The 24,158-nt window shown below is 63.1% G+C and carries 22 protein-coding genes and 1 pseudogene; 10 read left to right on the top strand and 13 right to left on the bottom strand.

The window, feature by feature from the left end; genetic code table 11:
• The first annotated feature begins 114 nt into the window (after positions 1 to 114).
• A complete protein-coding gene (locus P3T40_RS18790) occupies positions 115 to 654 on the top strand; it encodes a carbonic anhydrase (protein ID WP_429269229.1) in 540 nt (179 codons plus the stop codon).
• Between the two features lie 8 nt (positions 655 to 662).
• Here P3T40_RS18790 and P3T40_RS18785 read toward each other — a convergent pair whose 3' ends face one another.
• The 5 genes and pseudogenes from P3T40_RS18785 to P3T40_RS18765 all read right to left on the bottom strand — a co-directional run.
• The gene (locus tag P3T40_RS18785) at positions 663 to 1,358 is read right to left on the bottom strand and encodes a TetR family transcriptional regulator (RefSeq protein WP_429269228.1); all 696 of its coding nucleotides are present in this window, start codon (positions 1,356 to 1,358) and stop codon (positions 663 to 665) included.
• A gap of 60 nt (positions 1,359 to 1,418) precedes the next feature.
• Positions 1,419 to 4,769, bottom strand: coding sequence for an efflux RND transporter permease subunit (locus tag P3T40_RS18780; protein ID WP_429269227.1), 3,351 nt, complete (start codon positions 4,767 to 4,769; stop codon positions 1,419 to 1,421).
• Positions 4,770 to 4,779: 10 nt separating this feature from the next.
• On the bottom strand, positions 4,780 to 6,078 hold the full coding sequence (locus P3T40_RS18775; RefSeq protein WP_429269226.1) for an efflux RND transporter periplasmic adaptor subunit: 1,299 nt from the start codon (positions 6,076 to 6,078) through the stop codon (positions 4,780 to 4,782).
• Between the two features lie 75 nt (positions 6,079 to 6,153).
• Positions 6,154 to 7,722 (bottom strand): efflux transporter outer membrane subunit, encoded by a 1,569-nt coding sequence (locus tag P3T40_RS18770; RefSeq protein WP_429269225.1) that lies wholly within the window; start codon positions 7,720 to 7,722, stop codon positions 6,154 to 6,156.
• Positions 7,723 to 7,934: 212 nt separating this feature from the next.
• A pseudogene (locus P3T40_RS18765) lies at positions 7,935 to 8,424 on the bottom strand (hypothetical protein); the annotation flags it as partial.
• 98 nt (positions 8,425 to 8,522) lie between these two features.
• Between P3T40_RS18765 and P3T40_RS18760 the strand changes: the two are divergent.
• From P3T40_RS18760 to P3T40_RS18735, 6 genes are all read left to right on the top strand, one after another.
• Positions 8,523 to 9,212 (top strand): DUF969 domain-containing protein, encoded by a 690-nt coding sequence (locus tag P3T40_RS18760; protein ID WP_429269224.1) that lies wholly within the window; start codon positions 8,523 to 8,525, stop codon positions 9,210 to 9,212.
• Positions 9,209 to 10,159 (top strand): DUF979 domain-containing protein, encoded by a 951-nt coding sequence (locus P3T40_RS18755; RefSeq protein WP_429269223.1) that lies wholly within the window; start codon positions 9,209 to 9,211, stop codon positions 10,157 to 10,159. Before P3T40_RS18760 ends, P3T40_RS18755 begins: the two co-directional genes overlap by 4 nt.
• 31 nt (positions 10,160 to 10,190) lie before the next feature.
• Positions 10,191 to 11,201: a DUF2891 domain-containing protein gene (locus P3T40_RS18750; protein ID WP_429269222.1), complete on the top strand. Its 1,011-nt coding sequence runs from the start codon at positions 10,191 to 10,193 to the stop codon at positions 11,199 to 11,201.
• A 213-nt stretch (positions 11,202 to 11,414) separates the two neighbouring features.
• A complete protein-coding gene (locus P3T40_RS18745) occupies positions 11,415 to 11,786 on the top strand; it encodes a hypothetical protein (protein WP_429269221.1) in 372 nt (123 codons plus the stop codon).
• Between the two features lie 137 nt (positions 11,787 to 11,923).
• Entirely contained in the window at positions 11,924 to 12,061 is a 138-nt protein-coding gene (locus P3T40_RS18740; protein ID WP_429269220.1) for a hypothetical protein, read from the top strand.
• A gap of 447 nt (positions 12,062 to 12,508) precedes the next feature.
• Positions 12,509 to 12,745, top strand: a complete 237-nt coding sequence (locus P3T40_RS18735) for a hypothetical protein (protein WP_429269219.1) — start codon at positions 12,509 to 12,511, stop codon at positions 12,743 to 12,745.
• A gap of 53 nt (positions 12,746 to 12,798) precedes the next feature.
• On the opposite strand, the gene P3T40_RS18730 is transcribed toward P3T40_RS18735, so the two are convergent.
• From P3T40_RS18730 to hflK, 4 genes are all read right to left on the bottom strand, one after another.
• Positions 12,799 to 14,925, bottom strand: coding sequence for a heavy metal translocating P-type ATPase (locus P3T40_RS18730; protein ID WP_429269218.1), 2,127 nt, complete (start codon positions 14,923 to 14,925; stop codon positions 12,799 to 12,801).
• A complete protein-coding gene (locus P3T40_RS18725) occupies positions 14,922 to 16,076 on the bottom strand; it encodes an SPFH domain-containing protein (protein WP_429269217.1) in 1,155 nt (384 codons plus the stop codon). The genes P3T40_RS18730 and P3T40_RS18725 overlap by 4 nt, the downstream gene beginning before the upstream one ends.
• On the bottom strand, positions 16,073 to 17,158 hold the full coding sequence (gene hflC, locus P3T40_RS18720) for a protease modulator HflC (RefSeq protein WP_429269216.1): 1,086 nt from the start codon (positions 17,156 to 17,158) through the stop codon (positions 16,073 to 16,075). Before hflC ends, P3T40_RS18725 begins: the two co-directional genes overlap by 4 nt.
• 102 nt (positions 17,159 to 17,260) lie before the next feature.
• Positions 17,261 to 19,153 (bottom strand): protease modulator HflK, encoded by a 1,893-nt coding sequence (hflK, locus tag P3T40_RS18715; protein ID WP_429269215.1) that lies wholly within the window; start codon positions 19,151 to 19,153, stop codon positions 17,261 to 17,263.
• A 60-nt stretch (positions 19,154 to 19,213) separates the two neighbouring features.
• Between hflK and P3T40_RS18710 the strand changes: the two genes are divergently transcribed.
• Together P3T40_RS18710 and P3T40_RS18705 are read left to right on the top strand one after the other, a co-directional pair.
• Positions 19,214 to 19,435, top strand: a complete 222-nt coding sequence (locus P3T40_RS18710; RefSeq protein ID WP_429269214.1) for a hypothetical protein — start codon at positions 19,214 to 19,216, stop codon at positions 19,433 to 19,435.
• 192 nt (positions 19,436 to 19,627) lie between these two features.
• On the top strand, positions 19,628 to 19,906 hold the full coding sequence (locus tag P3T40_RS18705; RefSeq protein ID WP_429269213.1) for a hypothetical protein: 279 nt from the start codon (positions 19,628 to 19,630) through the stop codon (positions 19,904 to 19,906).
• Here P3T40_RS18705 and P3T40_RS18700 read toward each other — a convergent pair.
• The 4 genes from P3T40_RS18700 to P3T40_RS18685 all read right to left on the bottom strand — a co-directional run bounded on the left by P3T40_RS18700 (position 19,903) and on the right by P3T40_RS18685 (position 22,913).
• On the bottom strand, positions 19,903 to 20,256 hold the full coding sequence (locus tag P3T40_RS18700; protein ID WP_429269212.1) for a superinfection immunity protein: 354 nt from the start codon (positions 20,254 to 20,256) through the stop codon (positions 19,903 to 19,905). The two genes, P3T40_RS18705 and P3T40_RS18700, sit on opposite strands and share 4 nt — an antisense overlap.
• Before the next feature lie 119 nt (positions 20,257 to 20,375).
• Positions 20,376 to 20,654, bottom strand: coding sequence for a hypothetical protein (locus P3T40_RS18695; protein WP_429269211.1), 279 nt, complete (start codon positions 20,652 to 20,654; stop codon positions 20,376 to 20,378).
• A gap of 225 nt (positions 20,655 to 20,879) precedes the next feature.
• Complete coding sequence (locus P3T40_RS18690; protein WP_429269210.1) at positions 20,880 to 21,539, bottom strand: glutathione S-transferase family protein; 660 nt, start codon at positions 21,537 to 21,539, stop codon at positions 20,880 to 20,882.
• A 126-nt stretch (positions 21,540 to 21,665) separates the two neighbouring features.
• A complete protein-coding gene (locus P3T40_RS18685; protein WP_429269209.1) occupies positions 21,666 to 22,913 on the bottom strand; it encodes an ATP-binding protein in 1,248 nt (415 codons plus the stop codon).
• 396 nt (positions 22,914 to 23,309) lie between these two features.
• Between P3T40_RS18685 and P3T40_RS18680 the strand changes: the two genes are divergently transcribed.
• The gene (locus P3T40_RS18680) at positions 23,310 to 24,080 is read left to right on the top strand and encodes a c-type cytochrome (RefSeq protein WP_429269208.1); all 771 of its coding nucleotides are present in this window, start codon (positions 23,310 to 23,312) and stop codon (positions 24,078 to 24,080) included.
• The last annotated feature ends 78 nt before the right edge of the window (positions 24,081 to 24,158 follow it).

Raw genomic sequence — 24,158 nt, 5'->3', positions numbered from 1 at the left:
CTGGGCCACGAAACGGAACCAGTCGCGTCGCTGATCTCGCATTCCGCAGTTCAGCAGCAAACCGTCGGCGAAACGGCGGCTTCTTCAGCGTAGCCTTAAACGATAGAGGTCATCATGGACTTTCTTGAAACCCTTGCTAGCCGCAATGCCGAATTCGCACAAAGCGGCTTCTCCGCCGATCTGAAAATGATGCCGTCGCGCAAAACGATGATCATCGGTTGCGTCGACCCTCGTGTCGATCCGATGGACGTGCTCAAACTGGCGCCCGGCGAAACGGCAGTGATCCGCAATGTGGGAGGACGCGTGAATCCGTCGCTGCTTGAAACGATGGCGCTACTCGGCGCCGTTTCGCGAGCGGCGGGACAACCAGTCGGTGACGGCTGGAATCTGGTCCTCCTTCAGCATACCGATTGTGGGATCAACGGTTGCTACCATCACGCGCCGAAGTTGCTGTCGAAGTATATGGGTGTCGCGGAAGACAAACTCGACGATCTCGCGATCACCGATCCGTACAAGGCAGTCGCGATCGATGTGGAGGCGCTCAGGGCCAATCCGAATCTTCCGGGCGGCTTCACAGTGACCGGTCTTGTGTATGACGTGAAGACAGGCCGGATCGAGACTGTCGTCCCTCCTGTCACGCTGCGGTCCGAATAGGATCGAGGTTATTCGATATGACGAGGGCGCTGCAATGCGTCTTCACTCACTCGAGGTGGTTGCACAGCGACACATGCTTGCCGCAACGAAGGCGACTGCCGCAGCATGCCGATGCATATATCCACGAGACACTCGGCATCGCGCGGCAAGACGATCGAATCCTGTTCCAGGAGCCAGTCCCGCAACACGCCGTCGAGAAACGCATGCACGATGCCTGATGCGCGAACCGTATCCAGATCCGCCGGCAATTGTCCTCTTGCAATCGCATTTTGCAGAGCAAGCTCGAGCTGCTTTCTGCCGTTGCGGGCGGCGTTGCGCTGTCGATCGAACACCGGGTCGGTGTCGCGTGTGTGCTCACACTTCGTGAACAGCACTTCGAACACCCGGCGGCTGTGTGGCTCGACCACGGCCTTGCTGAGGCAGAACACCAGCAACTGCCGTATCCTGCCGAGCGGATCGGGCTCCCCAGCATCGACCGACGCCGACACCAGCATCTCCATCGGTAGCATGACGCGGTTCGTCATGGCGACGAACAGCTCGACCTTGTTGCGAAAGTGTCCATAAATCGCGCCACGCGTGAACCCGGCCCGCAACGCCACGTCCTCCAGCGACGTACGGGCGACGCCACGCTCGACGAAGACCCACTCGGCCGCGTCGAGAATCTGGTCGCGCGTCTGCAGCGCCTGTTTCCGTGTCCTTTTCATCTCTCGCTGCACCGGTGCATGGCTCACTGAAGCGCGCCGCATCTGGCGCGCGTTGTCTCGCTAGGCTGGCGTGCCCTCCCCTGCGGGGGTTGTGCCGCCCGTACCGCCACCGTCATGACCGCCGCCACCACCCGATGGTGGGCCGCCATCGTGCTCGCCGTGGCCGCCCTCGTCGTCGCCGTGATGAGGCATCTTGTGCGATACCTCGTCGAGCTTGTCGCCGAGCAATCGCCGTACGACCACGTAGAACACCGGGATCAGCAGCAGACCGAGGAACGTGGCGAACAGCATGCCGCCGATCACACCGGTGCCAATTTCATGACGCGAAGCCGCGCCTGCGCCCGATGAAATAACCAGCGGGAACACGCCGAGAATGAACGCCATCGAGGTCATCAGGATCGGACGCAGTCTCAGCCGGGCCGCGGTCATGACGGCATCGCGCAGCGTCTTGCCTTGTTGCTGCCCCTCCACCGCGAACTCGACGATCAGAATCGCGTTTTTCGCCGCGAGGCCGATCACGGTCACGAGACCGATCTTGAAGTAGATGTCGTTCGGCACTCCGAATGAGAGACAGAACGCCAGCATCCCCAGCATCCCCAGCGGCACGACGAGCAGAACGGCAGCCGGAATCGACCAGCTTTCATACAACGCGGCGAGACACAGGAACACCACCACGATCGACAGCATCAACAGCGTCACCGCCGACGAGCCCGACAACAATTCCTGGAACGACTGCCCGGTCCAGTCCGCCGCGAAACCCGTTGGCAACTGGCGGTCGACGATGTTCTGCAGCACATTGATCGCCTGCCCGGTCGAGTAGCCCGGTGCGGAGTTGCCGACGATCTCGATTGCCGAGTAGCCGTTGTAGCGCGGCAGCACGGTCGGCCCGAAGCTCCATTTGGCATTTACCACGCTGGAGAGCGGCACCATGTTGTAGGGGGCGATCGACGTATTCGCGGGCGACGGGTCGGCGGGCGTCGTGAAGCCGTTCGACGTCGTCGCGCTGGCCGATGACAACTGGCTCGTGGCCGTGCTGCCACCGTTCGCGAATAAGCTCGGCGTGTACAGGTGCTGGAGCGAGTCGATCCCCATCCGGTATGGCGCATCCGCCTGGATATAGACGCGCTTCACACGTCCGCCGTAGGTGAACTGATCGATATAAAACGGCGCGAGCTCCATCTCGAGCGTGGAGTAGACATCGGTCAGCGACAGGCCCATTGCTTCGGCCTGCGTACGGTCCACCGCGATGTCCAGTTGCGGTGCGCTCGGCAGCGAGTTCGGACGGATCCCGAACAGCACGGGGCTCTTCGTCGCACCCGCGAGCAGCGTGCCCGTGGCCTGGGCGAGCTCCGCGCGCGACTGGCCTTCACGTGCCTGCAGATACATGTCGATGCCGCCGAACTGGCTAAGACCGCGGATGGTCGGCAGATTCACCGCAAAGATCTGCGCATCGGGAATGCTATGAAGGGTCTGGTTGATCTTCGGAATCAGCGTCATCGCAGTGTCATGGCGCTTGTCCCAGTCTGCCAGCTTGATGAACGACATGCCGACGTTTTCGCTTGTGCCGACAAAGCTGAAGCCTTCCGGCTGGAAGATCCCCACGATTTCCTTGCTGAACGGACTGTTCGCGAGCTTGTCGCGCACCTCGGCCATCACGTGGTTGGTGCGCTGCAGCGTCGAGCCGGGCGGCAAATTGATAAGTGCGAGCACGAAGCCCTGATCTTCGTCCGGCACGAAGCTGGTAGGCAGTTTCGTATACAGGAAACCCGTCAGCACCACGACGAGCACGAATACGATCATCCAGCGCGGCGCATGGGTCACCGCCCGGCCGGTTTGGCCGATATATTTGTTCGTCGTCCACTCGAAACTACGGTCGAACCAGCGGTAGAACCAGTTCTTTTTCGTCGCGTGTTCGGGCTTCAGGATCGCCGCGCACAGCGAAGGGGTGAACGACATCGCGAGGAACGCGGAGAATCCCATCGACACCGCAATCGTCAGTGCGAACTGTGCGTAGATGATGCCGGTCGCGCCCGGCTGCAGCGCGGACGGGATGAAGACCGCGGACAGCACCACCGTAATGGCGATAATGGCGCCGGTGATCTGGCCCATCGCTTTGCGGGTCGCCGCCCTTGGCTCCATATGCTCCTCGGTCATGATGCGTTCGACGTTCTCGATCACGACGATCGCGTCGTCAACCACGATACCGATTGCCAGCACCATGCCGAACAGCGTCAACTGATTCAGCGTGTAGTGCAGCGCCGACAGGCCGATGAAGGTCCCGAGCAGCGCAACCGGAATCACAAGCGTAGGGATGATCGTGGCCCGCAGATTCTGCAGGAAGATCAGCATGACGAAGAACACCAGCACGATCGCCTCGATGAGCGTGCGGATCACGTCCACGATCGACGCGGTAATAAACGGCGTCGTGTCGTATGGCACGCTCCATGTGACGCCTTCCGGCAGATCCTTCGCCAGCGTCGCCATCTCGGCTTTCACCGCCTTCGCAACCGCGAGCGCATTGGCGCCCGGCAACAGGAACACGGCCATCCCGCCTGCCGCCTTGCCGTTATAAACCGGCGCGAAGCCATACGTCTGCGAGCCGAACGAAATGCGTGCCACGTCGGAGAGCTTGACCGTGGTGCCGTTGTTGTTCGCGACAATAATGATGTCCTGGAACTGCTTGAGCGACGAAAAGAGGCTATCGCCCGTCACGTTCGCAGTAAACACCTGCCCCTTCACAGCCGGATCCGCGCCGAGCGAGCCGGCTGCGAACTGCGCGTTCTGCGCGTTCACGGCATTAAGCACCTGGGTCGTCGACAGCCCGTAGCTCTGCAGCTTGTTGGGGTCGAGCCAGATGCGCACCGCGTACTCCGAGCCCAGCAACGTGGTATTGCCGACCCCGTTCACACGGCCGATGTTAGGCTGGATCTGCGAGGCGAGAATATCGGAAAGGCGTCCTGCGTCGATCGCGGCATTGTCCGACTGCAGCGCGACGAACATCAAAATGTCCGGGCTCGCCTTCGCCACCACGACCCCTTGCTGCGTCACCTGCGACGGCAGCAGCGGCTCGGCCAGCGTGACCTTGTTCTGCACCTGCACCTGGGCGATGTCCGGGTTGGTGCCGGTCGCGAATGTGAGGATGATCTGCGTCTGGCCATTCGAGCTCGACGTCGAACTGAAATACAGCAGATTGTCGATGCCGGTGAGCTGCTGCTCGATCACCTGGGTCACCGTCGACTCCATCGTCTGGGCACTCGCGCCCGGATACTGCGCAGTGACGGTCACTTCCGGCGGCGCGATGTCCGGGTACGAATCGATCCCCATGCTGTGGACCGAGATGATGCCGAACAGGCAGATCAGGATCGCGATAACCCAGGCGAAAACGGGGCGGCTAATGAAAAAACTCGGCATGTGCGGTCTCCTACTGCGCCGAGGCGGCCGAAGCCGCTGACGCTGTGGAAACCGGCGCGGCCGCAGGGCCCGAGGCTGCCGGCGCTGCTGTTGTCGCTGCCGACGCCGCTGTTGTCGCCGCTGTTGTCGCTGCCGGCGGCGAAGCCGCCGCCGCACCGGACGCCGCCGCAGGTGGCTGCCACGCGACGCTCTTCACCGGTGCCCCTTCCCGCACCATCTGCACACCGTTCACGATGATCTGGTCGCCGTCTGCCAGCCCCTGCGTGACGATCCAGTCGTTGCCGAGGCTATCGGTCGCCACGACGTCCTTGCGGCCCACCTTGTTGTTTGCGTCGACCACGAACACGTACGCGCCGACCGTGTCGCGCTGCACGCCCTGTTGCGGAATCAGGAACACATTGTTCTGCTGACCGAAATTGACGGTCAGCGTCACGTACATGCCGGGCAGCAGACGCCGCTGTGGGTTCGCAACGAGCGCACGCAGATTGACCGAGCCGGTCGCCGCGTTCACCGTCACGTCGGAGAAATCGAGCGTGCCGGTCGTACCGTACGGCGCGCGATTGGGCAGCGCGAGCTGCACCGTGGTGTGGTTCTGCTGCGTCAGATCGACCGAGCCGGCGCTCTGGTTATCCTGCAGCGTGGCCAGATCAGCCGAACTGATCGTGAAGTTCACGTACATCGGATCGATCTGCTGGACCGTCGTCAACAGCGTGCCGCTTCCACCCGTGTCGGACGTGCTGTTGCCGACCACCGCGCCCGCCGTCACCTGTTGTTGTCCGGCAATACCGCCGATCGGCGCCGTCACGCGCGTGTAGTCGAGCGAGACCCGAGCGCTCGCGACAACTGCCTCGTCGGCCTTGACCTTGGCTGCGGCGCTACGTTCGGCGGCATCGGAATTGTCGACGGTCTGCTGCGAGACCGAACCGACCGGCAGCAGCTTGCGGTTGCGCACGGCCGTGATGTGGTCGTTGACGTAGGTGGCCTGATCTTCGGCCAGCACTGCGAGATCGTTATTGAGCTGCGCGCGGTAAAAGACCGGATCGATCTCGAACAGCAGTTGCCCCGCGCGCACCTGCGAGCCTTCCGTGTAATTGCGCCGCAGCAGCACGCCGGACACACGGGCCGTGACATTCGCCATGTAATAAGGCGAAAGCCGGCCGACGAACTGACGCTCGAGCGGCACCGTCTGCATGTGCGCCTTCACCACCGCGACCTGTGGCGGCGGAGGAGGCGGCGCCGTTTTCGAGCAGGCGGCGAGTACGATCAGACACAGATACGACAGCGACGCGCGCTGAGGACGTGACTTCATGAGGACTCCGTTCTTGCTTGAGGCCGGCATACGCGAACGCCGCGATATGCCACATCATATGGAACAGCGGGTAACTCAGTCGGCAGACGGCGCCGGGGCAGGTCGTACTGCAGATTCCGAAGCGGGCGATGAAGCCGCGGCCGGCCCTGCAGCTACTTGAGCGTCATCATCGCGTTGCCAGCCGCCGCCAAGGTTCTTGACGAGCGCCACATTGCTCTCGGCGAGCAGCGCCTGCGTGTCGCGCAGATTCTGCTCCGCCTCGAGCAATGTCAGCCGTTGCGTCAGCAAGCTCTGCTGGCTGACCGCCCCGGCATTGAACTGCGCCTGTTCGCTTGCGAACAGGCGGCTGTTGCTGTCGTACACCTTCGCGAACGAGCTGGCCTGCGTCCGCAGGTGATTGATCGACGACAGGCTGTCCTCCACGCTCTGGAAAGCCGTCAGGACCGTATTCCGGTAGTTCGCGACGTCTTCGTCGTAGGTTGCGCGCGCTCCGTGCACCGCGGCCGTGCGTGCGCCGCCGTCGAAAATCGTTTCCGCGAGTTGGGGGCCGAGTGTCCAGAAGCGGTTCGGCACGGTGAACAGATGCGCCAACGTGTTGTGCGCGAAACCACCCTCGGCCGAGAGCGTCAGCGACGGATAGAACGCGGCTTCGGCGAGGCCGATGCCCGCGTTGGCAGCTGCGGCCGTGCGCTCGGCACTGACCACGTCGTAGCGCCGCTCGAGCAATTGGGAAGGCAAGGCCGACGGCACGGCAGGCGTCAGGAAGGGATAGTCCGGATCGGGGTCGATGGAGAATGTCTCCGGCGGCACACCGGTCAGCACGGCAATTGCGTGCTCGTCCTGCTCGCGGGTCGTTTCGGTCGCCTGCAGGTCGGCGATGATAGTCTCGAGGTTCTCCTGCGCGGTCAGCACGTCGTCGTTCGATGCTTCGCCTTCTTTGAACGCGGTTTGCACCATCGACAGAATCTGGCTGTCGATATCCTGCTGCTCCTTCAGCGCGTGAGTGTCGAAGTCGGCCTGGCGCAGCTGGAAGTAGTCAGTCACGACGCTGGCCGTGATCGAGATGCGTTCACCGGCAAGCTGCGCATCCGATGACTGGGCGTTCGCTTTCGCCTGCTCGATCTGGCGCCGTATCGCTCCCCACAGGTCCAGTTCCCAACTGACGCTACCGCTTGCAATGATGCTGTTGCCCGACGCGGCACTCGAACCGGAACTCTGTGCAAGGCCTCCGAGGTTGCCGCCGGAACGCGCGCCGGACACGCCGGCCTTGACGACCGGAAACAGGCCCGCCTGTTGGGACTCGACAGTGGCGAGCGCGACGCGGTAGGCGGCTTCCGCCGAGGCGATCGACTGGTTGGCTTGTAATGACTGTTCGACGAGACCATTGAGCTTGTTGTCGCCGTACATGCGCCACCAGGTGCTCGAGATAGCAGCCTGCGGATTCACCTCGGCGCGCTGCCAATCGACGCCTTCCTTGAACCCCTGTGGCACCTGGACCTCGGGCTTGTGATAGTCCGGGCCGACCATGCACGCAGTAAGGGACGTGACGACGACGAGCGCGAGGCCGCCCTTCACGGCGCGCCGCGTTCGAGGGCGCGCAGCCTTTTTGTAAGCTACCTGCAAGGTCCGCGAATCACTTTTCAAGCGCATTCCCCTTGTTTCACCGGATAAGCAATCCGACAACGAGATGAGACGTACTTCAGCTTGGTGGATCGTCACGCAGCGCGTCCTCTGATGGACGCGCCGGGTAGAAACCTAGCATAGGTATGGAACTTTCGCTTGACGTGGTCGGGTGCCCTTCTTCACCCGCTATATGATCCGGCGGCGCAGTCCTCCAGACCGCACGCCCGTTTCATTCATTGCGCGACCGGTTTGTAGCCATCGGTCAGCGTATTCAGGAACGTCACGACATCCTTGATTTCGGCCTCGTCGAGCGCCGGCTTGTCGCCGGGCTTGCGATCAAAGGGAGGATCGGTATTCAGGTTGGCCCAGTACGTTGTGGAAAAAGCTTTTCTTCAACGCAACGTTACGCAGCGTTGGCGTACGGAAGATGCCGCAAAATTCGTCGCGCCCCTTCAGATCGGTACGCTGCGGCCCGCAAGCACCCAGGTCGTAGAAATGCGGATCGCGGTTCGCCGGCAACGCACGGTTGCGCGGCACGCCGATCGCAATGAGGCCGAAATCGCTGAATGGGGTGGGGCGCCGGTCCCACGTCAAACCTCTGGTTGGCCCGGCATCGACGCTTTCGTCACCTTCGTCATCGGACTCGTGATAGTGCTCGGCGAACGCCGGCACCGACTGCAAATATTTGAGCGTCGGCACGGCCCGCAAACCACTGCTGCGCACGCTCGTCGTTTACCCTAAATCCCCACTTTGTTGACTATTTATCGATAATTTATCGTGTTAGATTTCCTCGCCGCCACACAGCGATACAGGGAGAAAACATGCTGGTTCTGATAGGGATACCGATCGTCGTGATCGGCTTCGCGCTGCGCTTTAACGCGCTGCTGGTCGTGACGATTGCAGGCATCGCCACCGGACTCGCCGGCGGCCTCCACACGGTGGAGATCATCAGCGCTTTCGGCAAGGCCTTCGCCGAGAACCGCTACATGGGCCTCATCTGGCTGACGCTCCCTGTGATCGCCCTGCTCGAACGCAACGGCCTGAAGGAACAGGCGCGGCATCTGATTTCCCGCTTGCAAGCGGCCACCACCGGCCGCGTGCTGATGCTGTATTTCGTGATCCGCCAGATCACTGCGGCCCTGGGGCTGACCTCGCTAGGCGGTCACGCGCAGATGGTGCGTCCGCTGATCGCGCCAATGGCAGAAGCCGCTACCGCGAACCGCTACGGCGAGTTGCCCGATGAAGTGCGCCAACAGATCCGCGCCAATGCGTCGGCCGTCGACAATATCGCGGTGTTCTTCGGCGAAGACATCTTTATCGCCATCCAGTCCATTTTGCTGATCAAAGGCTTTCTCGAGCAGAACGGCGTCGTAGTCGAGCCGCTGCATATTTCCGTCTGGGCCATTCCGACCGCGGTTGCTGCGGTCCTGATCCACTGCGCCCGCCTGATGCTGCTCGACCGCAATCTGTCGTACCGGATGAACGCCCACGCACGGAGCCTCGCACGATGATCAAGCTCGAGACCCTGTACATCCTTGCCGGCCTGATGTTCGCCGCCTTTGCGCTATTCAGTCTGCAGGACCGCTCCAACCCGCGCCGCCTCGTCAACTTCCTGTTCTGGGGCATCTACGCCATCACTTTCATGTTTGGTGCCGAGTTGCCGAACTTCGTCACCGGCTGCCTCGCCATCGCACTCGCGCTGATCGCCGGCTCGGGCAAACTCGGCAAAGGCAACCCGGACAGCGCGAGCACCGCTGCGGCGAAACGCCGTGAGGCGAACGCGCAACGCTTCGGCAATAAACTGTTCGTCCCGGCGCTGCTGATTCCGCTCGTCACCTTGCTCGGCACCTTCACCCTCAAATACGTGCCGTTCGTCGATCCGAAGAGCGTGACGCTGATTTCGCTCGTGCTCGGCACGCTGGTCGCATTCGGCACAGCGCTCATGATGTTGCGCGACTCGCCGGTTCACGCGCTCAAAGATGCGCGGCATACGATGGACACCGTCGGCTGGGCCGCGATTCTGCCGCAGATGCTCGCGGCCCTCGGCGCACTCTTCGCGGTGGCAGGCGTCGGCCACGTCGTGTCCGAACTCGTCAAAGCGTGGATTCCGGTCGACTCGGCCTTCGCGGTGGTCGCCGCCTACACGTTCGGCATGGCCATCTTCACCATGATCATGGGCAACGCGTTCGCCGCATTTCCCGTCATGACCGCGGGTATCGGCCTGCCGTTGATCGTCCATCAATTCCACGGCAATCCGGCCATCCTCGGCGCCATCGGCATGTTGTCCGGCTTCTGCGGTACGCTGATGACGCCGATGGCGGCCAACTTCAACATCGTGCCTGCCGCCCTGCTCGAACTGAAGGACCAGAACGGCGTCATCAAGGCGCAATGGCCCACGGCATTGCTGCTGTTGATCGTCAACACCGTCCTGATGTATCTCTTTGTTTTCCGCTTTTGAACGACTTTTGACTGCTCCCGACGAGGCGCCGATGACCGCTCAACTCACTTCCGCTGTCGCATCGAAATTCGCCAATCTGGCGCTGGATCACCTCACGCGTGAGTATCCGAACAAGCTGACTCATTCGCTGGCCGGTCCGCAGGACGTGCAGGGACCGCGGGCGCTGCATCCGATTTTTTATGGCAGCTACGATTGGCATTCGTGCGTGCATGGCTACTGGCTGATCCTCCATCTGCGCGAACGCTTCCCTGATCTGCCCGAGGCCCCGCGCATCGTCGCCGTGGTCGAGCAGCACTTCACCGAGGCCAACGTGGCCGGCGAACGGGCGTATCTCGACTTGCCGCACAATCGAGGCTTCGAGCGGCCGTATGGCTGGGGTTGGCTATTGGCGCTCTCGGCACAGATCGACGCACTGAAGCTGCCGCAGGCGACGCGCTGGAGCAAAACCTTCGCACCGCTAACCGATGCTTTCGTCGAACGATTCGAGGAGTTCCTTCCTAAGGCCACCTATCCGCTGCGCGTCGGCACGCATTTCAACATGGCGTTCGCGCTCGCGCTGACGCTCGATTTCGCGCGCCAGACGTCGCGCGAATCTTTGGCGGCCCTCGTGACAGAGACCGCGCAGCGCTGGTACCTGAATGACGTTGCGTGTCAGGCATGGGAGCCGGCGGGAGATGAATTTCTATCGCCTTCGCTGATGGAAGCCGAACTGATGCGCCGCGTGTTACCGGCCGGGCAGTTCGTCGACTGGTTCGGCGCGTTCCTGCCGGAGCTTGCCGTGCGCCAGCCGGCCACGCTGTTCGTCCCGGTGACGGTAACCGATCGCAGTGACGGCAAGATCGCTCACCTCGACGGCCTGAATCTCAGCCGCGCGTGGTGCCAGCGTTCGCTCGCCCGCGCCCTGCCTGCCGACGATGCGCGCCGTGCGCTGCTCAACGAAGCGGCCGAACTCCACCTCGACAGCGCGCTTGCGCATGTCGCTGGGGACTACATGGGTGAACATTGGCTCGCGACGTTTGCGACGCTCGCACTCGAAGCATGAGTGCCGCACACGCTTGATGCGACGAAACGAAAAAGCCTCAGCCAGACTGCAGAGGCGTTTCAGCGGCAATGCGTTTGAACCGCCCGACGCGTGCTGTTTGCGCGACTTAGGTCAGAGGTAACGAACCGTCATTGTTTCTGTAAACAGTGGACACAATTGAGCTGGAACTTGGCGGCCCCAGTTCTTTCTTAAGGGTGTACGAGGGAGAACATCATGCTTCGCCTGATTGCGGCGCTCGGGGTAGTGGCGGTTCTGGCCGGTTGTGCGGTTGCGCCTGGTTATGGCTATCCGTACTACGGCGATTATGGCTATCCGTACTACGGCGAACAACCGTACTACCCGGACTACGGTTACGGATATGGCTACGGGTATGTGCCGACCTATGGCTCGATTGGCATCTGGGGCGGTGGCGGCGGCTGCTGCTACTACGGGCACGGCGGCTACTGGCACGGTTACCATGGGTGGCACGGCGGCGGTGGCTGGCACGGTGGTGGTCACGGCGGCGGCTGGGGCGGCGGCCATGGTGGTGGCGGCGCCACATTTCAAGGCGGCGGCAGTAGCGGAGGCGGCGGGCACAGTCGCTAACACGCACGTTGGCCGCTTCGGGTGAGCGCACCCAAAAAAGCTCGTGAGGTTTTGCATTTCCTTGACAGTGTTGTCACTGTGCTCGGCTAAGATAGCGGACCGTCCACCAACAAGGTCAGTCCGACCGAGGAATCCTCATGAAGAAAATTTTGCTTGCCCTCACGCTCGCCGCCGTCACCGTTGGCGTTGTCAGCCCGGCTTACGCCGATGATCATCACCATCCGGTATGCCACAAGGTGAAGGTGCATCACCACTGGGAAAAGCGCTGCCACTAAGGCGCTTCGTCCCGCGGTGTCTCGACGGGCAGGCTGAAGCAATAAGCCGCAGCGAGCAAAAAACCGCTAAAAAGCCGTCAGTGAATAAAAAAATGGCCGCAGATTGCTCTGCGGCCATTTCCATATGCGCGGTTTGACTTCACCGCGTTCTCGTCAGTGCGCCTCAGTCTGGCGCGGCCCCGTGTTGAACATCCCCGTACTTATGATTAGCAACACTTAGTTACGTTTGGTTACAGTCTAGGCTTTTCTCGGCGGGTTTCCATCATGGTTTTCCTTAATAACGGCGGCCCTCTCCGCTGCAAAACCATAATCCACCTACCAAAGATGATCGGCCTATCCACCCTCGTAATTCCTACAGCTTGTCATCTGATGAATTTACGCTACAGTATTAATTAGACAAAATAAAGATGGTGTAAAACGACGTACATGCCACAACGGGGGCGGAACATGATTACGCTGATCGATCAGGATATCGCGCACATCACGCGCGTGATGAAACCGTCGTTATGTGGGGATTTCGGAGGCCCCATCCTGCCCACCGAGTATTGGCGCAAGCGCCTGCACGACCTGCTCGACGCCCATCACGTCACCAAAACCCAACTCTGTTCAATCGACGACTTGCTGCTGCAACTCGACGAGCTGGACGCGACCATTCTCCAAAGCAAAGCGGTAGCCGAAACCTAAGGCATTCGCCAAGGCATTACCCACCCCGCAAGCGTCAAGCTCGGGGCAGGCCTTCAACTGGCCACAACTGGCGGCTGTGCTTCGTCGTCGGCATTCAGGCTTCGGCTGGATGGCGACACGGCATCTTCGTCGATCCGCAGCAGCCGCCCCGCGTTGGCAATCACGATGAAAGTGCCGACGTTGTGCAGGATCGCCACCCACACCGCCCCCAGCAAACCCAGCGCCGCGAGCGCGATAATCTGGACGGTCCATAAGAGACCAATCGCCGCGTTGATCGTCGCGGTACGGCGGCAGCGCCGGCCGAGCCGGATACAGGTCGGAATGCGCCGCAGGTCGTCGCCGAGCAGCACGATATCCGCGGACGCCACCGCAATGTCGATCCCCCGTTCACCCATCGCGATGCTGGTCGCGCCCGCCTTGATGGCCAGCACATCGTTCAGGCCGTCGCCGACCACGAGCGGATGATGCCCCGCTTCGAGTTCGTGCATCACGTAGTCGAGTTTGTCGTGCGGCAGCGCCTGCGAAACGACCGTGCCGATACCGACCTCGGCAGCCACCTTGCGCGCCACCACGTCGCGGTCGCCCGTCAGCAGGGTCTGCCGCACGAGACCGAGTTCGCGCAGTTCGGCGAGCGCGTCGGCGGCTTCGGTGCGTAACGCGTCGGCGAAGCCAAACCATGCCAGCAGTTGGCCATCGAGCGCGAGACCAACGCAGGGTCCATCAATCGAAGCGGGCGCGGCTTGCAGCGCGGCGACATGCTCGCACAGCAACTCGGCGCGGCCGAGTACCGCGGTGCCTTCAGGCGTTTCTGCGATCACCCCAAGGCCGCGCAATTCGCGAGTGCGTTCGAACGGCGCAACCTCTTGCCCAGCAGCTGACGTGGCCAACGCGGCATAGCGCGTCAGCGCCCGGCTCACCGGATGCGCACTGCCCGCCCCCAGCCGCGCCGCCAGCGCGACGGCCTCGGCGCGCGCCACGCCCGGTTGCGCGAACACGTCCGCGACGCGCAGTTCGCCATGCGTGAGCGTGCCGGTCTTGTCGATCACGAGCGAGTCGATCTCGGCAATCCGGTCAAGGAACGCCGCATTTCTGAACAGCACGCCGTGCCGCGCGCCGACCGCAATCCCGGCGATCGCCGTCGACGGCGCGGCGAGCACCAGCGCGCAGGGACACGCGGCGACGATCACCGCCAGCATCGCCGACGCGTTGGCCGAGGCGAACCATACAATTGCAGCAATCAGCAGCACCAGCGCCAGATAGCCACCCATGTAGCGCTCAAGCACCTGGGTGATCGGCGGCTTGACCTGCTCCGCGCGCTGCAGCAGTTCGATAATCTTGCCGAGCGTCGAATGCTCGCCCGCATGCGTGACCTCGATGCGCAGCGGACCGTCGAGATTCATCGCGCCGCCGAAGACGGTAATACCCTCGTCGACATCGAGCGGCAACGATTCGCCCGTGATCGGTCCATTGTCGACACTGGAGCGGCCGCGGCGCACCACGCCATCCGCGGGGATCCGCGATCCTGCTGCCACTGCTACCGTGTCGCCGGCGCGGATGGCCTCGTATGGCACGTCCTCGATCGTGCCGTCAGCCCGCACGCGCCGCACGTTGCCCGACGTCAGCCGGCCGAGCGCGCGGATCGCCTCTTGCGAGCCGAGCACGCTGCGCTCTTCGAGCGCGTGTCCGAAGGTCATGACGATCGGCAGCAGGGCCGCTGTTGTCATGTCGCCGATTGCCCACGCCGCCAGCATCGCAAGCGCGATCAGCCGGTCGGTCACGCCGTGCAGGCTGGGGTGCTTCAAACTGTGCCACGCGCCGGCGAACACCGGCCCGGCTACCAGCAGCGACGCGAGTCCTGCGAGCACTTCGGCGAGTTGCGCGCCGCCGGGCGCGAAATAGCGCCACGCGAGCGACAACGCCAGCAGCCCGCCCGCCAGCAAGGCGAGCGCAATCTGCCGCGTGACGATGCGGCGTTCCGTGGCGGAAAGCGCGATCGTCGGCACGTCGTCATCGTGTGAATGGCCGCCGTCCGGGCCGAACCCGTGGTCATGCTGGTGCCCAGGCTCATGCTCATGCTCATGCTCATGCTCATGCTCATGCCCCGCACCATCATCCGCATGACCTGAATCAGCGGCCCTACCGGGCCTAGCACGCTCGACCGGTTCGATGTGCGCGTTCATTGGATTTTCCCGGGCAGCACCAGACTCGATGCGTCGTGTGGATCGATCGTCGTCACGCGCCCCGCCTTCGAGAGGATCTGCTGGATCCGGTCGCGATAGGCGCGCGCGAGCAGGCCCGGATCGCTATTGGCGTCGAGCGGTGTTTCAAGTTGCAGGATCGTGGTGGTTTCGGCCTGCGCGGTCGACACGCGCTCGGAGGCGCTCGCCTGCGCGCTCTGCAGGATCTGGTCGGCGGACTGCTGCGCGCCCTGGCGAATGTTCTCGGCCTGGGTCCGCGCGTCGGCGATATTGCGGTCGGCGGTTTGCAGCGACGTGAGCACCGAGTTGAACGCATCGACGGCCGCCGCCGGAAACTGGGCCTGCACGTCCATGCGCGCGACTTCGATACCGAGGCCCGCATGAACCGCCGCCAGCGCGTTCAGATGCCGTTGCACCGCCTGCGCCATGTCGCCGCGCAACTGCTCGCGCTTGAGGGCCATCTGCTGATCGGTCGACAGCAGTTCGGGACGCGCCACCAGAATCGAATCGAGATCGCGCGACGCGGTCACCTCGACCACCGCCGCTGCAACCACGCGCTGTAGCGCCGAGTCGAGACGATCTTTCTGCAGCACATAGGCGTATGGGTCGACCACGCGGTAGTACAGCGTCGCGCTCAACTGTACGACGCCGTTGTCGCCGGTCAACACGTAACCGGAGCCGGCCAGTGCGTCGGAAAGCGCCGGGGCGGCATTGTCGGGCCCAGCTCCGTCAGGCTGGAAACCCCACGAACTCGCGTCGCCTAGCGGCAACTGCTGGGGCTGGGGCTGCGGCTCGCTGGAATCGGTGGTGGCGGCCGGGTCAGCAGCACGCGCACGCGAATCGCGGTCGAGCGCGCTGATACGCTGCTCGAGCACGCGCGCGCTGCCGGGGATCAGCAGCACCGTTTCAAACGGCTGCGGCCACGCGACGAGCAAGCCCGCGTCCTGGGTGCGCACGAACGCGCCGAAGCGCATCACCACAGCCTGGCTGTCCGCCGGAATGCGACGGATGTTCGACGTGGCCCACACGCCGGCCGCCAGCAGCGCGATCACCACCACGAACCAGAACGCGAGGCGTACCGCCTGTGCGCCAGGTCCGAGCGAGGGCGTTGGCGTTTCCACGGCCGTATTCATGGGGTGTGCTTGCCCTTCTTACCGGCAGCGGGCTGGGCTGCTCCCGGCGCTGGGGCCTGCGCCTGGGTCTGCGTGACGCCGAGCCCCGCGGGGCCTTGAACCAGCACGTTGAACGGCGCGGCGTCGGTGCGCAGGATCAGATTGGTGTTGGTGTTGACCACTGTGCTCAGCGTGTCGAGCGAGCGCAGCATTGTGTAGAGATGTGGATTGCCCGCGTAGCTCTTGCCGTAGATCGCCGCAGCATCCTGGCGTGACTGCGCTTCGATCTGCGCAGCCTTGACGTTGGCATCGGCAACCGCGATGCGCGCGTCGCGATCCGCGTCCGAACGGATCTGCGCGGCCTGCCGTTTGCCGTCCGCCGTGCGTAGCGCGGCCACCGTCTCGCGCTCGGCGCGCATACGCTCAACCGTCGCCGAGAGCGTCACCGCTGGCAACGTCAGGTGTTCGATGCCCACCTGCACGACATGCACGCCATAGGCCTGATAGAGCTGCGAATCCACCTGGCGGCGCAGTTCGTCCTCGAACGCGCCGATGCGCACCTGGCGCGGATTCGTGTTCACCAGCGAGGCGAGATCGAAATCTGCTGAAGTGGTTTGCAGCGCCGAGCCGAGCAGCGAGCGAATCTGCCGCGCCGCTTCATCCGGTTCGTTGCGCACCGCGCGCACGAAACGTCCGACGTCGTTGGCATTGGCCGGCACGCGCCACGCCACATAGGCCTGCACGATGATGCGCAGGCCGTCGCGCGTGCCGACGTCCTGCAGGCCGCTGGAGGTCGTATGCAGACGCAGATCGACCGGCACCGCCGCTTCGATCGGCGCCGGCAGCCGCCATGCGAGGCCCGGGTCGAGCAGCACCCGCACCGGCTCCCCGAAGCGCGTCACCACCGTCGCCTGGCCGGCCTGCACCTGGATGAAGCTCGCCACCGCGAACGCAATCACGACACACAGCGCCGCCAGCGCCACGCGCCAGTAAAAACCGGGGCCTGCTGACGTGCCACCGTGCCCGTGCGCGTCACCGCCGCCATGGTGGTGATGCGCGTGACCGTGTCCATGAGCATGCGCGTGCGATTGATTCAAATTCACCCTATCCCCCGAAGCCGTCTGTTCGATGCCATGCCGCGTTTGCTTTATAAGCGCGCGTGATGCCGTGCCGTTGTGGTGTCTTCAATCGTCAATAAATGCGCGTCAATAAACGCGCCGCCCTCGCATAGCATCGCCCGCGCCGTACGAGCGCAGATCGATGGTGGCGCGGTTGCCTTCCACGAGGCGGTCGTCGATCACCGTCACGTGAGCGTTCTGCAAACCGTTTTGCAGGTTGTGCAAGTAGTACTCGAGTACAAACGCCGGGCCACCCGCCTGAGCCGCGATCATGTCGGCGCTGAAACTGGTTTGCTGGACCTGGGCGGCCGACGTGACATCGGCGGCTTGCGCAGCCGCTTGCGCGACCGCGGTCTCGGCCTGCTGCTGGGCGTCGCCGAGCGCTTGCGCGGCAAGTCCGCGCGCCTCTGCCACGCTCGCCTCGGCACGGATCTGCGCGGCCTGCACGCTATGCCACGCCGCTGATGCCCCCGTCGGCGGATGCACGCTTTCGATCACCACGGCCACTACGTCGATACCGCTCGACAGCCGGTCGAGCTGAGCCTGCACAGCGCGCCTGATGGTGTTGGCCATCACGGTCTGGCGCGTTTCGAGGAGCGAGTCCAGCGTGTGCGACGCGAGGTAGCGCACCACTTCGCGATTGGCAATCGCCCGCACGGTTTGCGGCACATCGTCGGTGCGATACAGCGAGGCACGCGCTGCAGCGTCCGAGAGTCCGATGCGGTAATCGAGCCGCACATCTGCGCTGACAATCTGGAAGTTCTGCCGGTCGCCGCTGCCGCCGGCAATCACCTGGCTTGTCTCGCCCTGGTGCACGACGTCCCACAGGCGGTTCAACTGCTCGGGCGTCTGGGCGTCGGCGGGCACCAGCGGCGACGCGGCGACGCTCTCTTCAGGCGAGCCGGAGACGACCAGTTGATGAACCGCGCCATTGTCGATCGCGCGCGCCTTGCCGAACGGCCAGGGCAGCGCCACATGCAGGCCCGGTTGCCATACCGCGACCGGCGCACCGAATCGTTCGTACACGGCGCGCTGTTCCGGTCCCAGGATCACGACGCCCGTCAGCAGCCAGGCGCATACGACGATCGTCCCGATCGCGGCCGGCAGCAGACGCACCACGCTTTGCAGGACCCAGTTCTGGCGCAGGTCGATACCGTAGCGATTGCGCAGTTGCGCGCTAAAGCGGGCGAGCGGCGAGGGACGCAAACGCAGCAGGCTCGCGACGAGGCTGTCGGGCACGCTGGCGTCGCCACTGCGAGTATGCGGCGGCGCGAACCATGAGAACACGGCGCGCAGCGCGAATTCGAGCGCGATCGCCGCGCTGAAGGCACTCAGTGCGTGCACCGGCCAAACGGATGACACACCGGCATAGGCGAGCAGCACGGCGCAGACCGCCGCGACGAGAGCGCTCAGCAGCGCCGCGCGCAGCAGGTTGGCGAGCGACGCCCATGCGCGGCCGCGCGCTGCATGCATCGAAAAGAACAACTCGGCGACGAGCGTGCCGAATGCCAGTGCAAAGGCGGCCACGCCTGCGATCAGCGCGGCGCTGGGCGGCCGCATCACCGCGGCAAGTGCAAACTGGACTGGCGCCCGCCACGCGAGCGATGCCACCGCCACGGACAACGCCGCACACACCAGCACGGCCCAAGGCTGCCAGCGAATGGTGCGCAACACCGCGAAGGCCGCTGCGCCGGCTGCGCGCCACCACGCGGCTTGCCAGACCCGCAGGCCCAATGGTTGGCGTGATTGAAACGATTCTGTATGAATGCGCCGGCCACCGGTATTGGCCAGTCCAGCCGCGAGCGCGACCGTGAACACGTTGAGCCATGCGCTCGACAAGGCGGCACACCAACGGATATCGAACCAGCCGCCCTTGATCACAGGCAGTGCGCCGAGTATCAGGGCCAGCACCAGACTGACTGAGGCGACCCGCGTGGCAGAAAGCGGATAGCTGTGCGTTGCTTCTTCGTCGCTTTGCATCCGAGGCAACATCGCGATCCTTAAATGACCTGCGCCGGGTCTCTAAACCCGGTCTGCGGCATGCAACTGTATGTATTTCGTCAGGATTTGTTTGGCAGCGCCGGCGGCGTGCGAGGCGAATTTAACGCGTCGGGATTCGAAACTCAAGTGAATCGTGCGCGCCGCGCGTTTTTAACAATGAGCGTGTTATTGGCGCAACGTGGGGCTTTTATTGTGGGGGAAATGCGGGGATTTACTGAATATGGGCGGCGCAAACCATCGTGTCTGTATAAGTTCTTTTAGACGTCTGGCCAAAGATGAATAACAGCTTTCAAATACGCTTGAAATCGTTTAGCAACGCATGATTTTAGTTGCCGGCCCAATCCAAGCAGGCTGCCACCCAATAATCCGTGGCTCCGGTTGTCCCGGCCCTATGCGCGCGGTATCCTGCCTGACTGCCGTTACCGGCAGGCACTAACCTTTCTCTTCGCAACTATGGATATCAACAAACAACTCGCCGCTCTCACTACGTCCGAACTGCAGACGGCCGGCGCCAGCCAGGCCACCGCGATTGCCGTGAGTGTGCTGCTTCGACACCTGCAATCCCCCGAGTTGTCGAAGCTGCTGTCGACCGCGTTCGAAAACCATCAGGCGGTCATGCTGCAAACACCGTGGCCCGACCAGATGCTGCAGTCGTTTGAAGCGACGCGGCGCTTTCTCGAAGGCGCGGCTAAACCCGCCAGCGCCGACGACGCCCCGCGCAGCGCAAACTAAGACTGACGAACCACCACAGCAGCACGCGAACGCACGCGCAGCTTGCCGACCATGGGCATCGTGCGCTGCAATGCGCCGCGCTGCGCGGCGTGTGCAACCAGCTTGTCGATGGTGACGCGCGCCACTGTGCGCTTCGTCCTTCTGACCAGATGCGTCAACCGTTTTTCGGTCGCCGAACGGCGCGCCCACACGAATGCTGCAATCCACCCGATCACCGTCCAGCCGAGCAGGACGTTGAATACCGTGATGGCAAACGCGTCATCGCGATTGCGCGCATCCGCTTCAATAGACGGAATCATGTAGAGGGTAAAGGCGCCGAGAACGGCTACGCCCTCAAGTATCTGAACCATGACATCACCTCATTTTTCGACAGCTTTTCTTAACCTTTTCTCAACCGTTAACGGGCGCGACGGGCCCAATCGCTGTGCTTTAGCCTCAAAGCATGCTCGACGCCCGCCGCGCAAACCGATTAATGGCCTCTGAAGAGGTTGCTGTTGGTGGCAAATGTATCGCGGCTACCCGACTGCGACGAGGAGCTAGCCACGCCGCCGTAAGAGGTGTCGACCGCGGCGTTGTCCGTGCTGTTGCGCTCAGCGGCAATCGCTACGGCGCTCTGGCCGCGTTGCGAAACCGGTGCGCCAGCCGACGGACGATAGAACGGTGCCGGGCCGTAGCCGCTGGCAAAAGCCGGAGCAGCAACGGCTGCGGAAACGGCGACGAGCAAGGCTGCGATCAGTTTGGTCTTCATGATGAGACTCCAATGAAATTTCGTATTACCGGGTGCGCCGCTGGTTGCTTGCTGCGTCGCTTCGTTGGAGTCAATTCTAGGGGAGCCCTATTGAAAGTCTATGTCGATAGGATGAAATCATAGTTATGAGATCGCTAACAATCCCGTGAGCCTTGCTGCGACGGGCCGGGCGGGCCCGCGCCGCACCATGAGCCGCCGCTCGCCGCCCCCTCAATGGCGGTCAGATCAGTCGCGATCCGGTGCGCCGAGCGGGAACAATGGACGAAAGGGGCGTGCCTCCTCGACCGCACGGGCAAAGGATGGCCGAGCCAGCAGCCGCTGCCGGTACGCCAGCACCTGTCCGAACGACGGGTCGATGCGATGGGTCCAGTCCGCGTAGAAAAGGAACGGCGCGGCCGCGCAATCGGCGAGGCTGAAGCGATCGCCGGCAGCCCACTCGCGGCCTGCCATCGTCTTGTCGAGCCAGGCGTACGCCGTATCGAGCATCGCGGCGGCGTCGGCGACACCACGAGGGTCGCGCTCACCTTCCGCCCGCAAGCTATCGGCGACGATCTTTTGCTGCGGCGTCGAGATGTAGTTGTCGAAAAAGCGGTCCATGCTGCGCACCTCGAGCGCGGCGCGCGGGTCCGCCGGCAGCAATGACACCGGCCCCGGGTGGTACAGACCTAGATACTCGATGATGACGGTCGCCTCGGTCACCGTGCGGCCCGCGTCGACGAGGACAGGAAACTTCCTGAACGGCCACAGCGCGGAGAGCTCCGCCCACAATTGCGGCTTGTCGTGGGACAGCTCGCAGTATTCGAACGGCGTCTGGTTCTCGTACAGCGCCGTCAGAACCTTTTGGCAGTAAGAGGAAAAGGGATGGGCATACAGCTTTACTGTCATCGCGGTCACCTTGGGTCAGGAAGGAAAACGGGCCGAATAGCATTTGCCCGGAAGTCTGCTTTACCCTACGACGAATCACAACCGCGCAAAACGACATCCCTGATCCAGGCTGGGGTCAAAAAGTTTTCAGCGCGTCGGTAAAATTATGCGCACCCACAGTCCGCCATCGGGATGATTACCCAGCTTCAGGCTCGCGCCGCAGCTGCGCGCCAGCCTCGCGACCACTGAAAGGCCGAGCCCCCAGTGCTGGGTGCTTTTTTGCGTGGCGCTCAGACGCACGAACGGCTTGGTCGCGCTGGCCATCTCGCTCGCCTTGATGCCCGTCCCATGATCGCGCACGCTGAGGAGCCAGCCGTCATGATTGCGCGAGGTCCTGATTTCGATTGGCGGCTCACCGTGTTCGAGCGCGTTGTCCACCAGATTCGACATCAGGCGTTCGAGCAACGGGCGCGACATCACGAACTGCGGCCCCGCCTTCAGATCGCAGGCGAACAAGGCGCCATCCATCGTGCCGATCATCGAGAAGCGGTCGCGCAGGAAGCCATCCACCGAGACGACCTGCTCGGCACTGTTGCCGCGTCCCGCGACTTCCAGCAGTTGCTGCGCGATGTCGGAAAACGAATCGATGTCTTCGACAAACGCCACGCGCTTGTGCCACTCGTTGACCTCGAGCGCGCGGGTGCGCAAACGTGCCGCCTGGTATTCCATATGTTGGGCGAGGCCGGCCAGGGCCGCGGCCTGTGCCTCGAGCGCCTCATTGCGACGCCGCGACATCTCGTTGAAAGCCCGCACCACCCGGCGTAATTCGCTCGGGCCCTCTTCGCGAACGGCCGCAGCAACGCGGCGACCACACGCTGCCTCGCGCGCCGCATGCGTGACACTGCGCAGCGGACGCGGCAGGCGCCAGAGGCTAAAAAAAGCGAGCGCGAGGATCACCACGGACAGCGCCCACTCCGCAAAAGCGAAGCGCGAATCCAACGGCAAGGTCTGAGCCTCGTCGAACCATGGCGAATCGTCACGCAGGCTATCCGGCGGGCGCGGCGTCCAGGGGACTGCCACGTCGCTCAAGGAGGCACCCGCCGCTGGCACTTCGTAGACGGCCGGGTGAAGGTCCACAATTTTCGGCCGCGCGGCGAGGTCGAGCTTCATCGCAACGGGCGCCAGCGAGACCGGCGCCATCGGCACCGTCAATGACAATTCGGCGGCGCTCTCCAATGGATCGCCGCTGAATGACCGCTCGGTAACGACGGCAGTCTGCAGCGCGCTTTCGTCGCTGCCTGCCGTCGACCCGCAAACCAGCAGCATGACGCCGGCGTGTACCGAGATCAGCACGACCATCGACAGCAAAATGGTTCTTACAAACAAGGTATTCAACGATTCCTCTTCGTTGTCAGTCGGAAGTTACGCGGTCCGGATCGCGCATCGGACATTCCACCCGTCAAATTTTTGGCGACACGGGTAAAGAATCCTTTACTGCGTCCGTTAACCTTAAGAGAGACGGAGGTGGGAGCAACCGAACCCACAAGACGAACTCCAACGCCGATAGTCCCTCACGCCGGCGATATTAGAACCCACGAATAAGCACCCTGGGGCGACAAGTCCTTACATAATCTTTCCGGACCTTTCAGCGGGTAACGGAGGGTGGTCCCGAACCCAATGCGGACCGCTATAGCGACGTTCAATAGCCGCAATCGAAATATCCAACTATGCGCACGCTGGCGATCGCCCAAATAATGGGTGCCCCGCCCCTCCTCCAGCGCAACGTATCCGATGGCATCCACTTCAACCGAGGTTTCGTCCGCACGACAGTGCGACGGACAAAGCCGCGAATTTCATCCGACGCCCGTAATTCTTTCAAACCCGATCCAGTCACAAACGAAGCGAACAAGTGTAGCCCGCATTGCGTTCGGTAAGACCTTCGCTACGCTCGCACTGATATTGAGCGCCGGGTTGCTCGGCACGTCACCCGCCTTTGCGACGCCTCCTCCTGCAACCGATCTGCATGGCAATCTTGTCGCCACCTGTGCCGCGTGCCATGGTGCCGCCGGAGAAGGTTCGTCAACGGGCGCGATCCCTCGGCTCGCCGGGCAGAACGCCGATTATCTGGCGCATGCCTTATCGATGTTCAAGGACGGCACGCGCGCAAGCCCGGTGATGCAGCCCATCGCGAAGAACCTGTCCGATAGCGACATGCGCCAACTCGCCGACTACTTTGCCGCACAGCACCCGCCACTCGCGCAGGCGGTCACGGCGCCAACGGCCGCCCAGATCGAAACGGGACGGCAACTCGCCCAGGCTGGCGACGGAGCGAATGTGACAGCGTGTTTCGCCTGCCACGCAGCTGGCGGAACAGGCAATGGCGCGCGCTTCCCGAGCATCGCAGGACAGCCAGCCAGTTTTACGGTGGAACGTTTGCACGAGTTTCAGGATCGCGCAAAAAAGGGTGCTGTGAAACCCGGGACGATGACGGCGGTCGCGGCGCAAATGTCGGATGCACAGATTGAAGCTGCCGCCGCATACCTCTCGACCCTTCCGCGTTGAGCGCGAGCCACGACTCCAGCAGACAGAGCCGCCTCGTCATTCCGACCTGAATCGCGCCATGCCTTTTATTGGAATTGT

The sequence above is a fragment of the Paraburkholderia sp. EB58 genome (assembly GCF_050436665.1).
Taxonomy (GTDB): domain Bacteria; phylum Pseudomonadota; class Gammaproteobacteria; order Burkholderiales; family Burkholderiaceae; genus Paraburkholderia.
The sequence above is the reverse complement of the archived record's forward strand: the minus strand, read 5'-3'. Positions and strand labels throughout refer to the sequence as shown.